Origin of the sequence: Dactylosporangium sp. NPDC000555 (assembly GCF_040300025.1) — a bacterium.
GTDB lineage: Bacteria > Actinomycetota > Actinomycetes > Mycobacteriales > Micromonosporaceae > Dactylosporangium.
In genome coordinates, this window is the sequence record NZ_JBEPDB010000044.1 from 17,347 (window position 1) to 32,842 (window position 15,496).

The 15,496-nt window shown below is 71.6% G+C and carries 16 protein-coding genes; 8 read left to right on the forward strand and 8 right to left on the reverse strand.

The genetic code is table 11. The annotated features are described in order from the left end of the window. Nucleotides 1–59 precede the first annotated feature (59 nt). The 6 genes from gad (at nt 60) to ABT297_RS24575 (ending at nt 5,675) form a co-directional block, all read left to right on the forward strand. Nucleotides 60–1,430: a glutamate decarboxylase gene (gene gad, locus ABT297_RS24550; RefSeq protein ID WP_350553608.1), complete on the forward strand. Its 1,371-nt coding sequence runs from the start codon at nt 60–62 to the stop codon at nt 1,428–1,430. A 28-nt stretch (nt 1,431–1,458) separates the two neighbouring features. Further along, nucleotides 1,459–3,312, forward strand: coding sequence for a glycoside hydrolase family 15 protein (locus ABT297_RS24555; protein WP_350553610.1), 1,854 nt, complete (start codon nt 1,459–1,461; stop codon nt 3,310–3,312). A 180-nt stretch (nt 3,313–3,492) separates the two neighbouring features. Then, on the forward strand, nt 3,493–4,032 hold the full coding sequence (locus ABT297_RS24560) for an Hsp20/alpha crystallin family protein (protein WP_350553612.1): 540 nt from the start codon (nt 3,493–3,495) through the stop codon (nt 4,030–4,032). Nucleotides 4,033–4,054: 22 nt separating this feature from the next. Continuing rightward, entirely contained in the window at nt 4,055–4,819 is a 765-nt protein-coding gene (locus ABT297_RS24565) for a DUF2267 domain-containing protein (protein WP_350553614.1), read from the forward strand. Nucleotides 4,820–4,841: 22 nt separating this feature from the next. Further along, nucleotides 4,842–5,378 carry a YflT domain-containing protein gene (locus ABT297_RS24570; RefSeq protein ID WP_350553616.1) on the forward strand — a complete coding sequence of 179 codons (537 nt, stop codon included), beginning with the start codon at nt 4,842–4,844 and terminating at the stop codon, nt 5,376–5,378. Nucleotides 5,379–5,381: 3 nt separating this feature from the next. After that, nucleotides 5,382–5,675 carry a hypothetical protein gene (locus ABT297_RS24575; protein WP_350553618.1) on the forward strand — a complete coding sequence of 98 codons (294 nt, stop codon included), beginning with the start codon at nt 5,382–5,384 and terminating at the stop codon, nt 5,673–5,675. Between the two features lie 22 nt (nt 5,676–5,697). On the opposite strand, the gene ABT297_RS24580 is transcribed toward ABT297_RS24575, so the two are convergent. Next, nucleotides 5,698–6,618: an expansin EXLX1 family cellulose-binding protein gene (locus ABT297_RS24580; protein WP_350553620.1), complete on the reverse strand. Its 921-nt coding sequence runs from the start codon at nt 6,616–6,618 to the stop codon at nt 5,698–5,700. A gap of 156 nt (nt 6,619–6,774) precedes the next feature. Between ABT297_RS24580 and ABT297_RS24585 the strand changes: the two genes are divergently transcribed. After that, complete coding sequence (locus ABT297_RS24585; protein WP_350553622.1) at nt 6,775–7,296, forward strand: DUF5709 domain-containing protein; 522 nt, start codon at nt 6,775–6,777, stop codon at nt 7,294–7,296. On the opposite strand, the gene ABT297_RS24590 is transcribed toward ABT297_RS24585, so the two are convergent. From ABT297_RS24590 to ABT297_RS24620, 7 genes are all read right to left on the reverse strand, one after another. Then, nucleotides 7,278–8,603: an NAD(P)/FAD-dependent oxidoreductase gene (locus ABT297_RS24590; protein ID WP_350553624.1), complete on the reverse strand. Its 1,326-nt coding sequence runs from the start codon at nt 8,601–8,603 to the stop codon at nt 7,278–7,280. The genes ABT297_RS24585 and ABT297_RS24590 overlap by 19 nt on opposite strands. A gap of 77 nt (nt 8,604–8,680) precedes the next feature. Further along, the gene (locus tag ABT297_RS24595; RefSeq protein WP_350553626.1) at nt 8,681–9,190 is read right to left on the reverse strand and encodes a mycothiol transferase; all 510 of its coding nucleotides are present in this window, start codon (nt 9,188–9,190) and stop codon (nt 8,681–8,683) included. Nucleotides 9,191–10,671: 1,481 nt separating this feature from the next. After that, on the reverse strand, nt 10,672–11,865 hold the full coding sequence (locus tag ABT297_RS24600) for an ABC transporter permease (protein ID WP_502885640.1): 1,194 nt from the start codon (nt 11,863–11,865) through the stop codon (nt 10,672–10,674). A gap of 5 nt (nt 11,866–11,870) precedes the next feature. Next, complete coding sequence (locus ABT297_RS24605) at nt 11,871–12,527, reverse strand: ABC transporter ATP-binding protein (protein ID WP_350553717.1); 657 nt, start codon at nt 12,525–12,527, stop codon at nt 11,871–11,873. A 2-nt stretch (nt 12,528–12,529) separates the two neighbouring features. Further along, nucleotides 12,530–13,564, reverse strand: coding sequence for a peptidoglycan-binding protein (locus ABT297_RS24610; protein ID WP_350553630.1), 1,035 nt, complete (start codon nt 13,562–13,564; stop codon nt 12,530–12,532). Then, nucleotides 13,561–14,055 (reverse strand): hypothetical protein, encoded by a 495-nt coding sequence (locus ABT297_RS24615; RefSeq protein ID WP_350553632.1) that lies wholly within the window; start codon nt 14,053–14,055, stop codon nt 13,561–13,563. Before ABT297_RS24615 ends, ABT297_RS24610 begins: the two co-directional genes overlap by 4 nt. Before the next feature lie 212 nt (nt 14,056–14,267). After that, nucleotides 14,268–14,819 (reverse strand): cutinase family protein, encoded by a 552-nt coding sequence (locus ABT297_RS24620; RefSeq protein WP_350553634.1) that lies wholly within the window; start codon nt 14,817–14,819, stop codon nt 14,268–14,270. Between the two features lie 16 nt (nt 14,820–14,835). On the opposite strand from ABT297_RS24620, the gene ABT297_RS24625 reads away from it, so the two are divergent. After that, nucleotides 14,836–15,231 (forward strand): hypothetical protein, encoded by a 396-nt coding sequence (locus ABT297_RS24625; RefSeq protein WP_350553636.1) that lies wholly within the window; start codon nt 14,836–14,838, stop codon nt 15,229–15,231. Nucleotides 15,232–15,496: the final 265 nt, after the last annotated feature.

Here is a 15,496-nt window from a genome sequence, read left to right on the forward strand (position 1 = left end):
GCGCCGTCCATACCCGCCGACCCCGGTTTGCCACCAGGGGCCCGGGGTAGCCCGCGGGGATGAACGAGCGATCCCCGGTGCTCTCGGTGAACCCGGTCTTCACCCGCGAGCCCGTGCGCATTCCCCGCGACCGCCTCCCGGGCGCCGAGCTGGACCCGCAGGTCGCTTACCAGGTGGTCCACGACGAGCTGCTGCTCGACGGCAACCCGCGGCTCAATCTGGCCACCTTCGTCACCACATGGATGGAGCCGGAGGCGACCCGGCTGGTGTCGGAGAGCCTGGACAAGAACCTCGTCGACCGGGACGAGTACCCGCGCACCAGCGACCTGGAGGCCCGCTGCGTGCGGATGCTGGCCGGGCTGTGGCACGCGCCCGACGACCGCGCCGCCCCCGGGGTCTCGACGGGCGGCTCGAGCGAGGCGTGCATGCTCGGCGGGCTGGCGCTCAAGCGCCGATGGCAGCACGCCCGCCGCGCCGCCGGCCGGCCCGCGGACCGCCCGAACATCGTGATGGGCATCAACACGCAGGTGTGCTGGGAGAAGTTCGCCAACTACTGGGACGTCGAGGCGCGACTGGTGCCGATGGAGGGCGACCGCTTCCACCTCACGCCGCAGGAGGCGGTGGCCCGCTGCGACGAGAACACGATCGGCGTCGTCACGATCCTCGGCTCCACGTTCGACGGCAGCTACGAGCCGGTGGCCGGCATCTGTGCCGCGCTGGACGAGCTGGAGCGGCGCACCGGGTGGGACGTGCCGGTGCACGTGGACGGTGCCTCGGGCGCGATGGTCGCGCCGTTCTGCGACCCGGGGCTCGAGTGGGACTTCCGGCTGCCCCGGGTGGCGTCGATCAACGTGTCCGGGCACAAGTACGGGCTGGTGTACCCGGGGCTGGGCTGGATCGTGTGGCGCGACGCCGGCGCGCTGCCCGAGGACCTCGTGTTCCGGGTCAACTACCTCGGCGGCGAGATGCCCACGTTCACGCTGGCCTTCTCGCGGCCCGGCGCGCAGGTCGTGGCGCAGTACTACAACTTCCTGCGGCTGGGCTTCAGCGGGTACCGCCGAATCCAGCGGTACAGCCGCGAGGTGGCGATGCTGCTCGCGGAGCGCATAGCGGGCCTCGGGCCGTTCCGGGTCCTCACCCACGGCGCGCAACTGCCGGTGATGGCGGTCGCGCTGCACGACGACGTGCTGAACTACTCGGTCTTCGACGTCTCGCTGGCGCTGCGGGAGACCGGCTGGATCGTGCCCGCCTACACCTTCCCCGAGCACCGCACCGACCTGGCGGTCCTGCGGATCGTGGTGCGCAACGGTTTCACCCACGACCTCGCCGACCTGCTGCTGGCCGACCTGCACCGGGTCCTGCACCAGCTGGAGCGGCAGGCGTCACCGACGCACGACGCCGGCTTCGCGTCCTTCGCACACGGCATCTAAAAGCCTTCGCCATGAACACCGTGATCACATGACGCTGTCGCCGTTCCCGCCGATCGAGTCGTACGGCTTCCTCTCCGACTGCGAGACGACCGCGCTCGTCGCGCCGAGCGGCAACGTCGAGTGGCTCTGCCTGCCACGGCTGGACTCCCCCAGCGTCTTCGGCGCGCTGCTGGACCGCGGCGCGGGCGGGTTCCGGCTGGGCCCGTCCGACCTGCGGGTGCCCGCGGCGCGGCGGTACCTGCCCGGCACGATGGTGCTGGAGACGAGCTGGGGCACCCCGACCGGCTGGATCGTCGTGCTGGACGTGCTGCTCATGGGGCCCTGGCACCACGACACGGAGCGGTCCGGCACGCACCGGCGCGCGCCGACCGACTACGACGCGGAGCACGTGCTGCTGCGCATGGTCCGGTGCGTCAGCGGGGAGGTCCAGATCACGCTCGACTGCGAGCCGATGTTCGACTACGGGCGGATGCCGGGCCGGTGGGAGTATCACGGGCCGGGCTACCACGACGGCCGCTGCCGGGCCGACAGCGGCGACATCGAGCTGCGCCTCACCACCGACCTGCGGCTGGGCTTCGAGGGCGGCCGGGCCATCGCGCGCACGCTGCTCAAGGACGGCGACACCCGGTTCTGCGCGCTGTCGTGGACCGAACACGAGCCGCCGTGCGACCTCGCCGAGGCCGATCGGCGGCTGGTGTGGACCGCGCACCACTGGCAGCACTGGCTGGCCCGGGGCCGCTTCCCCGACCACCCGTTCCGGGCCGACCTCGAGCGCAGCGCGCTGACGCTGAAGGGCCTGACCTTCGCACCCACCGGCGCGCTGGCCGCGGCGGCCACGACGTCGCTGCCGGAGACGCCGGGCGGCGAGCGCAACTGGGACTACCGGTACTGCTGGATCCGCGACTCCACCTTCGCGCTCTGGGGTCTGTTCACGCTCGGGCTGGACTGGGAGGCCGACGACTTCCGCCGGTTCATCACCGAGATCGCCAACCAGTACGTCGACCTGCAGGTCATGTACGGCGTCGGCGGCGAGCGCGACCTGGACGAGCACACGCTGGAGCACCTCTACGGCTACGAAGGCGCGCGCCCGGTGCGGGGCGGCAACGACGCGTACACGCACCGCCAGCACGACGTCTGGGGCGCGATGCTCGACTCGGTCTGGCTGCACACCAGGCATCGGGACCGGTTCGACGAGCGCATGTGGCCGGTGCTGGTGCACCAGGTGGAGGCCGCCGTGGAGCACTGGCGCGAGCCGGACCGCGGCATCTGGGAGGTCCGGGGCGAGCCGCGGCACTTCACGTCCTCGAAGGTCATGTGCTGGGTGGCGCTCGACCGCGGCGCCCGCCTGGCCGAGCTGCGCGACGATCGCCCCCTCGCGAAGCGCTGGCGGGACATCGCCGACGAGATCCGCGCGGACGTCATCGAGCACGGCGTCGACGAGCGCGGGGTCTTCACGCAGCACTACGACACCACCGCCCTGGACGCCTCGGTGCTGCTGGTGCCGCTGGTCAACTTCCTGCCGGCGCACGACGACCGGGTGCGCGCGACGGTGCTCGCGATCCAGGACGAGCTGACCGTCAACGAGCTGGTGCTGCGGTATCGCCCTGAGGAGACCGACGACGGCGTGAACGGCGACGAGGGCACGTTCGCCGTCTGCTCGTTCTGGCTGGTCTCGGCCCTGGTCGAGATCGGCGAGACGGAACGCGCCCGCCGGCTGTGCGCGAAGCTGCTGTCGTTCGCGGGCCCGCTCGGCCTCTACGCCGAGGAGATCGACGCGCACAGCGGGCGGCACCTGGGCAACTTCCCGCAGGCACTCACGCACCTGGCGCTCATCAACGCGGTGTTCCGCGTCATCCACGCCGAGGAGGGCGGCTCGCTATGAGTCCGCGGATGATGCCATGGCCGCTGCCCACCGCGACCGCGTTCATGCCGGCCTCATTCGCACCAGGGGAAGCCCACCACCCGGACGGCGGCAGAGGCTGGAAGGGAGGTCCCCGGACCGATGCGGCCCGCGGGGCCACCACAGACCGCGACATCGCTCCAGGAGGGAAATCGATCAGCCATGTCTATCGCACCCTTCGGGTCCCGCCGCCGCGGCGGCGGTCAGCTCGCGCCCGTGCCGTACCGCTGGGATCCGCGCCGGGAGATCGATGAGATCAACAGCAGGTTCGGCCAGCTGATGCGGGCGTTCATGGGCGAGAGCCCGGCGCTGACGACGGCCGGCGTCTCGCCGCTCGGGCCACCGATCGACGTCGAGGAGACCGAGAACGCCTACATCGTCGACATCGACCTGCCCAACGTCGACCCGTCCGACGTCAGCCTCGAGATGCGCGGCGAGGAACTGCGGGTCTCCGGCACGTTCCAGCAGACCGACCGCGGCGGCGTGGTACGCCGGCAGAACCGGCAGACGGGCGAGTTCGAATACGCCGTCGACCTGCCCAACGACGTCGACCCGGAGCGTGTCGAGGCGACGTACACCAACGGCGTGCTGACGGTCAGCGTCGCCAAGGCCCGCGACGCCCAGCCGCGCCGCATCGAGATCCAGCGCCAGGCTGCGCAGCAGGGCCAGCCGGGTCAGCAGGGCCGGCGAACGGCCCGGTAACGCATTTGGTGGTGTGATCCGGATGGCAGTCGGGTTGGAACAGCTATTGGAGCCGGTACGCGAGAGCCTCGGCGACGACGACACCGCGCGGCGGGCCGTCGCCGCGACGCTGCGGACGATCGCCGAACGGATCGGCAGCGACGAGGCGAGACTCCTGGTCCCGGCCCTGCCGCCGGAGGCGGCGGAGTGGCTGTTCACCACCGGACCCGCGCAGGGCTTCGACCCGGTCGAGTTCGTGGGCCGGGTCGCAAGCCGGGAGGGCACGCCCCGCGAGGTCGCCGAGCGGCACGCGTCCGTGGTCCTGACCGCGCTCGGTCAGACGCTGGACGACGAGGCCTACCGGCACCTCACCGAGCGGCTGCCGCACTCGTACGCCCCGCTGTTGCCGAGGGGCGAGTTCGCCGGTGGCGGCGCCACCCCGGACGAGTGGGGGGCCACGGTGGCGGCCCGCGCCGGACTGCCACCGGCGGAGGCCGAGCGGGGGACCGAGGTGGTCCTGGAGACCCTGGCCCGGAAGGTCGGCGGTGATGCCGACGACCTCACGACCTTCCTGCCGGTGCGGCTGCACCCCGCACTGCGGCGCGGCCGGGCCGCGCCGGCGCCGGACCTGGGCCCGGCCGAGTTCGTGGTCGCGGTGGCCCGGCACACCGGGCTGTCGCCGCAGCGCGCGATCCGGCTCATCCAGGCGGTCATGTCGGCGCTGCGGGACGTCGTCGACGACGAGGCGTTCCTCGACGTTCAGGCGCAACTGCCGGGCCGGTACCGGGAGCTGCTGCGGGCGCCCTGAGCGTGGGAAGGAGAGTTTAGCGATGGCCGGGACGAGCCACCCCAACACACCACGAGACGGCGGCACGATGTTTCCCAGCAACCGTCCCTACCGGCGGTCCGGCGCCGACCGTGACGCGCAGCCGCGCGCGACGGTGACGGTCGCGACCTACCCCGAGTACCTCGACGCCCAGCGTGCCGTGGACCGGCTCTCCGACGCGGGCTTCCCCGTCGACCGGGTCGCCATCGTCGGAGAAGACATCCGCCTGGTGGAGCGGGTGCTGGGCCGCATGACCGTCGGCCGGGCGGCACTCGCGGGCGCCGGCACGGGCGGGTGGTTCGGCCTGCTCGTCGGCGTGCTGCTGGGCATCTTCGCGGTGGGTGCCTGGTGGCAGGTCGTGGTGTTCGCCGTCGTCGCCGGCCTGCTGTGGGGCGCCGTGTTCGGCGCGACCGCCCACGCGATGACCGGTGGCCGGCGAGACTTCACGTCCGCGAGTGAGCTGCAGGCCGCCACGTACAAGCTGGTGGTCGACGCCGGGTACGCCGACCGGGCGCGCCAGGTGCTCACCGAGGGGAGTTGAGCCATGAAGTCACTTACGTCGATCATTCCCGCCCCGCCCGGCTGGTACGCCCGATGGCGCTTCGGCACGCACAGAACGGTGACGTACCCCATCACGACGTGGGCGCTGGCCAGGGACACCGGCAGCGAGCACACCATCGTCGTCGGGGTGGACACCAACGGGATGTGGCCCGGCGGCGACGACGAGCGGCCCGGCGGGGAGTTCCTGCGGTACATCTACGAACCCATCGAGGCCGGGACACCGGACGACGTGTTCAACCCGGTGAAGAGCCCGGCCGACCTGGCGTCGGTCGGCTGACCGCCCCGATCCGCGGCGCCGATCAGCAGCGCCGGCCGGTGGCGGCCCCGGTGGCGGCCGGGTCCGCCGCCGGCGACGTGGTGGCGAGCTCCAGCCGGGCGCCGGCCGAGCCCTCCGCCGCGGCGGCAAGGGACGGAACGGCCGCGGCGGCAGGGGACGGAACCGCCGAGGCTGCCGCAGACGTACGGGCCGGCCCGGTCGTCTTCGCCACGGCAGTGCCGGCCGCCTCGGCCCCCGGGCGCTGCACGGCGCTGGGGGTCAGCGTGATCCCGCTGAGCGTGGTGCGCCGGCCCGCGGTGTCGGTCACCCGGACTGTGAACGGCCCGTTGCCCGCGCCGCTCTCGGCGATCCAGTAGTTGTAATCGGTGCGCCCGAGCGCCTTCCAGGCGCCACCGGACTGCAGCTCGGCGCTCGCCAGCGGGTTGCCCGTGTTGTCGAAGCGCAGCGCCAGCCAGTACCGCGACGAGCCCTCCTTGACCCGGACCGTCATCGGGCCCAGCGCCGGCGGGTTGGCGACCTGGCTGTACGTGACCTTGATGACCCCGGCGCTGACGTCACCGATGCGGGCGAACGCCTGCTTGCTCAGGTCGATGTGCCCGGCCGCGCACTCGGGGCACCGGTCGGTGACCTTGACCCGCACGGTCCCCTTCGGCCCCTTGACGTCGAGGTAGCCGCCGCAGGCCGCGCCGGCCCGGTACTCGGCGTTGCCGAGCGCGACCACCAGCGGCTCGGACACCTTGTCGAAGGAGCAGTTCCCGCCTCCGTCGGCGGCGTAGTAGGTCGCCTGCCCCGAGGTGGCCGCGGCGGCCGCGCAGGCCGCCCCTGACGCCTGAGCCACGAGGGCCACGGTCGCGGCGCCGGCCACGACGACGCCGGCCCCGGCTATCGCCCATGTACGCCTGCCCCGCCACCGCGACGCGGCCGGCACGCTGTCGTCCACCACGGCGGCATCGTATCGGCGCAGGCCGGGCCGCACCCGCGAGCAAAGCAAACCTTAAAGATCGGTGCGACGCCGGTTTCAGGCGTCGCGGTGGGCGGGGTTCGCCCCATGGTGAGACGAAAAGGTGTCGTTTCGGGTGAAGTCGGGTATCCGGGAGGTATGCGCAGGGACTGCTACCCGCGGCCCGTCTCCGACCCGGAGGCGCTCGGGCTACCTGGTACCGCGGACCCCGACTCCACCGCGTGGGACGACGTCGACTCGCCCCGCATCGCCGACGGCCCGGACCCCGGCCCGCTCCCGCTCGACCGCGACGACACGCCGGTCGCCGTGGACCATTACGGCACGACGGCCTGGGAGTCCTGGGCCGGCGAGCCGCTGGAGCTGAAGCTCGGCCGGGAGATGCCCGAGGACGACGGGTCCGCCGGGCCGGCGCCGGACGAGGAGGACGAGGACGCGCCGGCGCTGCCGCCGCACTCCCACGCCTCCATGTACGACGTCGGCGGCGGTCTGCGCGACGAGCTGGTCGGCCGGCTCGTCGGGCCCGACGAGGGCGGCCTGACGGACGACGAGCCGGACGCGGTCGCGCGCGACGCCGGGGCCGCGGGTGGCGGGCCGAGCGCCGAGGAGCTCGCCATGCACCCGATCCGGGAGCCGGAAGACGGTTACGGCAGCTTCTCCTGATACTCCCGCATCGCCTGCCGCGCGAACACCTGCTGGAAGGTCGAGACGCGCTCCGAGCGGCCGCGGCCGATGAAGCTCACGAACCAGTGCAGGACCGCGGTGACCCGGTTCTTGAAGCCGACCAGGTAGAGCAGGTGCACCACGAGCCACAGCAGCCAGCCGAGCAGGCCGGAGAAGTGGAACCGGCCGACGCTCGCCACGGCCGAGAAGCGCGAGATGGTCGCGAGGCTGCCCTTGTCGTGATACTTGAACGGCTGCCCGGCCGGCTCGCCGGCGAGGCGCTTGCGGATCTGCCCGGCCGCGTGCCGCCCGCTCTGGATCGCCACCTGCGCCACACCCGGCAGCTTGTCCAACGCCATCATGTCGCCGACCGCGAAGATCTCCGGGTGCCCGGGCACGGTGGTGTCCGGGTTGACGATCAGCCGGCCGGCCCGGTCGGTCTGCGCCCCGGTCGCCTCGGCGAGCTGCCGGGACAGCGCGGGCGCGGCCACGCCGGCCGCCCAGATCTTGGTGACCGACTCGATGCGGCGCCGCCCGTCCGGCGTCTCCACCTCGATGCCGTTCTCGTCGACGTCGACGACCTTCGTGTTGAGCTCCACCTCGACGCCGAGCTTGTGCAGCTGGCGCAGCGCCTGGGTGGAGAGGTGGTCGCCGAACGTGGACAGGACCGTGGGCAGCGCGTCGATGAGGATGATGCGCGCCTGCCGGGTGTCGATGTTGTGATACTGCCCCGGCAGGTGCCGGTGCGCGAGCTCCGCGATCTGCCCGGCCATCTCCACACCCGTCGGGCCGGCACCGACCACGACGAAGGTGAGCAGGCGCTCGATCACGGCCGGATCGCTCTCCAGCTCGGCGAGCTCGAACGCGCCGAAGATGCGCCCGCGCAGCTCGAGGGCGTCGTCGATGCTCTTCATGCCGGGCGCGAACTCGGCGAACTCGTTCTTGCCGAAGTACGACTGCGACGCGCCGGCCGCCACGATCAGCGAGTCGTACTCCACCTCGTAGCCGATCCCGGGCGCGACGACGGAGACCTTCCGGGCCTGCGGATCGACCCGCGTCACGGTGCCGAGCAGCGTCTTGACGTTCTTCTGCCGCTTGAGGATCTCCCGGATCGGCGGCGCGATCTCGCCCTCCGACAGGATGCCGGTGGCCATCTGGTACAGCAACGGCTGGAACAGGTGGTGCGCGGTGCCGTTGATGAGGGTGATGTCGACCGGCGCCCCCTTGAGCGCCTTGGTCGCGAACAGGCCCCCGAATCCGGCGCCGACGATGACGACCCGGTGCCGCTGCTTCGCACGCTCTTCCATGTGCATCTCCCGACGGGGCATTGGCTCGTGCAGTTCAAGTACACCACCACACACGGATCGCGGCAGTGTGTCGTCCGCTACGCGGGCAGCAACCCGCGCACGTACGCCGCCTGGCCCACGTGCTGGGTGTCGTCGTCGAGCACGCTGACGAGCCGTACGCCGAGCGACACCGGTGGGTCCCATCGCTCGTCGACGATCCGGTCGAGGTCCTCGGGCGCGAGCCGGGTCACGAAGGCGTGCGTGCGGGCGTACACCGCGTCGAAGTACTCCAGCAGCGCGTCCGGCGACTCCGGGCGTACCGCTGCCACCTGCTCCGGGGTGTGCCCGTAACCGATGTCGTGAGCCTGCGCCTCGAGCCCGAACCGCGAGGCGTAGTCGCCGGTCACCCACAGCTGCCCGGCCCCGTCCAGCAGGTCGGCGACGTGGTCGTCCTGCACCCGGGTGAGGTGCCAGACCAGCCAGCCGATCGAGTTCGCGCCCGGCCTCGGCGCCCAGCGCAGCCGCTCGGCATCGAGCCCCTCGACGGCGCCGCGCACCAGCTCGGGCAGCCGCCCGAAGCCCTCGACCAGCAGTTCGTTCACCTGCATCTCCCTCGCCCCTTCCGGTTCACCCAAACGGTCATTACCCATCTCTGGACGACAAATTAGCCCCAGTTGGCCCGGCGCGAGGGGACTTGGCGGGCTGCCACTGTGCCGGCGGCGGCGCGATCTCGAAAACGCCCGCAGCGACGCACTGAGCGGACGGCCGGTGGACGTACAGTACGAACCATGCGAACCGCGGCCGGCGTGCCATGAGGGACGCCGACGCGGTGATCGAGGCCCGGCCCGACCGGGAAGCCGCGCCGGCCGAGGGCTCCGAGCCCGGCTACCGCAGGCTCGCCCGCAACTCGGCGATCGCGGCGGGGGCCGTCGTCGCCAACGGCCTGCTGAGCGCGGCGATCCTGGCGGTGTGCGCGGCGCGCGGGCAGACCGGCGAGATCGCGGCGTACACGGTGGTCACGTCGGCGCTCGCCTTCGTGCTCGTCATCGTCGGCGGCGGGTCCGCGCTGCTGTACCTCAACGGCACCGAGGAGCAGCGCTCGGCCGTGCGCAGCCAGTGGACGTTCGTGGTGGTGCCCACCCTGCTGCTCGGCGCGCTCCTCGTCGGCGAGTTCTACCGGCGGCGGGGCTACAGTGCGCCCGCGCTGGCGGCGGCGGGCGTGGTCGTGCTCGGCAACGGCCTCGCCCAGCTGCAGATCGCCGACTTCAGCCGGCGGATGCGGTTTCTCGCCAACGCCATGCTGATCTGCGGCAGCAAGGCGTCTTCTCTGGTCATGGTCCTGCTCGGGGTGCCGCTCACCGTCGCGCTGGCCACCGCCGGGCTGGCGCAGCTCGCCGTCGGCGAGGTCGTCCTCGGCAAGCACGGCTCCCTGCGGCGCCACCACTTCCGGCGGCTGTCCCTCCGGCACGCCTTCTCGGCATACGGCTCGGGCCGGCACCTGTTCGGCTTCGCCGTCGGCGACCTGTACGTGGCTCGGCTGCCCACGCTCGTGCTGTCACTGGTCGCGACGCCCGCGGTCATGGGCAGCTTCGGGGCGGTCGTCACCGCGTACCAGGCCATCGGCGGCGTCCTGCAGTCGGCGCTGCAGGTCCCGATGGTCGCCCGGGCGCGCAGCCGGCTGGGCATCGAGCACTCGAGGCACCCGGCCCACTTCTCGGTGGCGGTCGCGCTGGTCTGTGCGATTCCCATGGCGGCCGCCGTCGCCTGGCTCTCGCCCTGGCTCACCGGCACGTTGCTCTCGCTGCCCGACCGCCACTCCGCCGAGTGGCTGGCCGTGTTCATGCTGGCACTGCCGTTCATGGCGGTGACGCGGGCGTTCATGTTCGACGGCATCGGAGACGGCCGCTACGGCAGGTCAACCCGGGCGGTCGCCCTGCTGGCAGCGCTGCTGACGGTGGCCGTCGCGGTCGGGGTCCCCCGGTTCGGGCCGCTGGGCGCGGCCGGCGCCACCGCCGCGGCCGAGATACTCACCCTCGCCGTCATCCTGCTCTTCGCGCGCCGCCTCGGCCTGCGGTATGAACAGGGTCCGTCAATTGCTGGCAAGCGCCTCGGTCGGGGCGAGCCGGGCGGCCCGGACCGCGGGATAGATGCCGGCGAGACAGCCGATGGTGAAGGTCGCGCCGACCGCGCCGGCCACCGCCCAACCGGGCAGCGCCATCGTCCAATGCTGGGCCATCGCGTATGCGGCGGTCGCGGCGGCGCCGAGGATCACTCCTGAACCACCACCGAGCAGTGCCAGCAGGACGGCCTCGGTCAGGAACTGCACCCAGATCTGCGTCCGGGTGGCCCCGAGCGCGCGGCGCAGCCCGATCTCCGCGCGCCGCTCCAACACCGAGATGACCATCGTGTTGGCGACTCCGATACCGCCGACCAGCAGCGCCACAGCGCCCAGACCCACGAGGAGCGACGTCAACGCCCGGTCAGCGGCCGCCTTGGCGATCAACACGTCCGAGGGACGGGAAACCCGCACCTCGCCGGGGCTCTCCGGGTTGGCGGTACGGGCGAGGCGACTATGGACCGATCCGATCGCCGATTCCTCGGCTCGCACGTAGACGGCGGAGGCATGCCCGTCGAAGCCGAGGTCCTCGGTGGCGTTCTCCCAGCCGACGAACACGACCGCGTCCAGTTCCTCGGCCAGCGCGGCGCTGCGCAGGATGCCGATCACGGTGTACCAGCGGCCACCCAGCCAAATCCGGCCACCCAGGTTACTTGCGTCAAATCCCAGCCATTCGGCGGCTTTCGCGCCGAGCACGACCGTTGGAAACCGCTGCGCCGCCGGTGTGAGCCAGCTGCCGGCGGCCACGTCGGCGGAGACTACCGCCGGCAGGTTCAGCCGGGACGCCACGACAGTGATGCCGTTGGACAGTTCCGTCGGCACGTGGTCGTTGCGGTACACCTTCGCGCCCCGCACCGCCCCGACGGCGGTAACCGACCACACGTGGTCGATCCGGTTGATCATCGTCTCGGCTTCGGTCGGCAGCTTCGCGTCCGTGCCGAGGGCTCCCTGCGCCGGTCCGACCACCAGCAAGTTATTGCCCAGCTTGGCCAGCTCCGCGTTCAGGCCGGCGCGGCCGGACGCGGTGATGCCGACGATCGATACCATGGCCGCGATGCCGATGGCGATGCCGAGCGCCGACAACAGGACCCGCAGCGGGTGGGTGCGCAGCCCCGAAGCGCCGACCCGCAGCACGTCGGCCGGCGTCAACCGCTTCGGCGTCAGGATCGCGGTCACGCCGTCACCACGCGGCCGTCGCGCATGCCGATCCGGCGCGGCAGGCCGGCGGCGACGTCGCGGTCGTGGGTGATGATGACGATCGTGGTGCCGTCGGCGTGCAGTTCCCGCAGTACCTGCAGCACACCGTCGCCGGACGCGCTGTCGAGGCTCCCGGTCGGCTCGTCGGCGTAGAGCAGCGCCGGCCGGCTGACGATGGCTCTGGCGATTGCCACCCGCTGCCGTTCACCGCCGGACAGCTGGTGGGGCGCGTGGTCGAGCCGGTGACTCAGCCCGACTTTGTGCAGCGCCTCGGCGGCCCGGCTGCGCCGCTCGGCGCGCTGGACGCCGCAGTAGAGCAGCCCGTCGGCCACGTTGTCCAATGCGCTCACCCGGCCCGCCAGGTGGAAGCTCTGGAACACGAAGCCGATAGAGCTGGCCCGCAGTGCCGACAGCTGGCGGTCGGCCAGGCCGTCGACCTGGTGGCCGGCAACGCTGATCCGCCCGGACGACGGGCGGTCGAGCAGCCCGGCCAGATGCAGCAACGTCGACTTGCCGGAGCCGGACGGCCCGACGATGCCGACCAGCTCGCCCTCCTCGACGCGCAGGCTCACCCCGCGAAGCGCCGTGACCCCGCCGGGGTATGCCTTCGACACGTCGGTGAACTCCAGCATTGTCACGACGCCGGCACCTTGACCTGTTGGCCCGCGGTGATGCCCGCACCGCTGATCTCGACCCGGCCGGAGGTGAACATGCCGACCTCCACCGTCACGATCCGCGTGCTGTCGCCGTCGACGAGCTCGACACCATAGCCGCCGTCTTGCAACGCCAGCAGTGCGATCACCGGTACCGACAACACGCCGGTGTGTTTGGCCACCGTGAACCGCACCTGCGCCCCAGCGTCCGCCGCCGCGCCCAGCCGGGCCTGATCGGCCAGGGCGATCAGGGCCTGAGCGGTCGGCTGTGCGTCTGTGGGCTGGTTGGTGGTCACAGACGCCGCGACCACCTCCGTGACCGTGCCGGCGACGCTCGTGCCGTCCTGCAGGATCACGTTGACCTCGGTACCGGCCTTCGCAAGGGCGCGGTCGGCGGGGACGAGTGGCACCTGGATCATTCGCGTCGTACCGGTGACCCCCAGGACGGGGCCGGCCGTGCGACTGCCTTTGAGCGACCGGTGTTCGGCGACGCGCACCGGACCGGGCTGGACAAGGACCTGTCCCGGCTCGACGGCGCCGGTCTGGGGCAGGCCGAGCGCCTTCTGCCAGCGGCGTACCGCGGTCGCCGTCTGCTCGGTGTAGGCGGTGTCGACGGCGAGACCCGGGTACCCGAGGGCGGCCAGGTTCTCTTTCAGCTCACGGACATCGCGACCGGTCACGCCGGGCGCGAGGCGCCGCCACATCGGCAGGTCGCCGTAGAGCAGGACGACCGGCTGGTCATTCACCGAGTACAGGGGCTGGCCGCGTGACACGGTGCTGCCGACCGGAGCGACGGCGGTGATCACCCCGGACGCCGCCGACTCGACGGGCGTCACCGGCCCGTAGGTGACCGAGCCCCGCAACTGGCGGGTGCCGACGAGGTCACCACGAACAACCGGGGCCGTTGCCACCGCGGCCTTGGTCGGCGCGGTGGCGGGACGGTTACGCGCTACCAGGAGGAAGGCGACCGCGACGAGCGCCAATGCCGTGCCGCCTGCCAGTATTGCCCGCTTCACCGCATCGCACTGTCGGTCTTGCGCGCGCAAGTGCTCAGCATCTCGATCGCCTTGTCCATGTCAGTGCCGGGCGGCGGGGAGAGGAAGGGATCGTTGGGATCCGGGTCCGGCCAGTCCGGATACCCGTTCTCCCGCATGCACTTCGCGTTACGGCGCCGCTTCTCGAGGTCTGCCGCTGCCTGAGTCGGATTGAGATCCGCGCCGGGCGCCACCTTCCTGCAGGCGGCATACGCGGCTTTCACTTGCTCAATGGAGGACCCGTCGTCGTTGATCTGCTTCGCGTTCATGTCGTCGGAGACATTGACCCCCTGGTCACGCATGCACGCGGCCCAGATTTTGTACTTTTCTCGGGTCTTCGCTTCCTCCTGAGCGGCGTCCACTACCGTCGGCGACGCCGAGCCCTTGCCGGGCGTACCGTCGGTGCAGCCGCCCAGTGCGACAGCGGCGCACAGCATCACCACGGGTATCCAGCGGGCTGTCCGCACCGTCACTGTTCACTCCTCCGACTGGCCCACGGCCACTCTGTCGTCCTGGTGTGCGGTGAACATGCCGCGGGTCCGGCCGCTTCGACGCACATCAACGCAACAAGAGCGGCCGACCGAGACTGAGCGTAGCGACGGCGATGCATGACAGCAAGGATTCTTAACAGCTTGGCGAACGGCCGCCGACGTGGGTCATGACCTGCGGTGGGATCGGAAATGGATCAGGCGCCAGTGAGCTTGCCGGCCGCGAACTGGGCAGCCTGCTGGACCGAGCCGTTGGTCGCGTACTGCAGGTGGGCCAGCCTGTTGCCGCCGTCGCCGTTGCCGCAGATCGTGTCACCAGCGTTGCAGAACTCTTTGGTCTTCGGTCCGTAGACCGGGCTGCGCTGCGCGATGCTCTGGTGCGTGATACCGAGCGGGTTGCCGAACACGACCACGGCCGCCACTCGTGAAGCGAGGTCGGCCGGGATCGCCGTGCCTTGGGCTACGCCGAACGGGATGCCGATCGCGATATCGGTGACGGTTGCGCCCTGAGAGTATCCCCCGATCACGAACCTGGTGCCCGGGCACGCCGCCGCGACGGTGCTCACGTGCCGGCTCATGTCCGTGGCGCCAGGGCCGGCGCTGGCCTGCGACGCCTCGGCCGCGTAGTTCACGGCGTACGCGTCCACGGTGCGGCCGGGCAGCGCGGAGCGAATCGCGGTCACCAGCGGGGTGCCCAGCACGCCGAGGCCGGGAAGCTCGCCGGTGCCCCGCGCGAACACCACCTCCACGTCGGCGCATTTGCCCGTGCGGTTCGGGGTCGCGGTGGCCGTGGGCGTCGTCGTTGTCGCGGGGGTGCTGGCGGGCGTACCGATACCCCCTCCGCCCGGGATGGTCGGCCAGGCAGTGGGCCACGACGTCGGGACGGCGGTCGGCCAGGGCGCCGGCTGGGACGCCAGCCGGGACGCCGGCTGGGACGCATGGCCCGATCGGCCGCCGTGCCAGAAGAACCAGCGGTGGGCGGGGCCGGCGCTGGACCCACCGCCACCGCCGATCGACGCCGACGCGAACGACGCGGTCAGCGCCCCGCCGACGAGCATCGCACTCATCAACACGACGATCGCCGTGAACCTGCGGGACCCTACGCGCTTCGACCTTTTCACCGACACAGCGTCGCGCCGCCCGGGCCGGTCAAGGAAGTAAGGTACGGGGAACCTTAAGCCGGAATTGAACGTACCGAAAGAACTGACACTCTGCGTGCAGTAACGACTGCGGCTCCAGTTGTCGAAATGCCTGCCTCACGTTTCTTCGCGCCACTGGGCCGATCGGAACACATCGCGTCTACCTTCGTCGTTGCGGTGTCATAGCGGCAGCGTCAAAGCCTGACGGCCGGCCGGGAGAAATCGCCGCGCGAGCGGTTTGCGTGGCGACACCGGGGAAGTGCTCTACTGCCCGGAGGCCGTCTGCC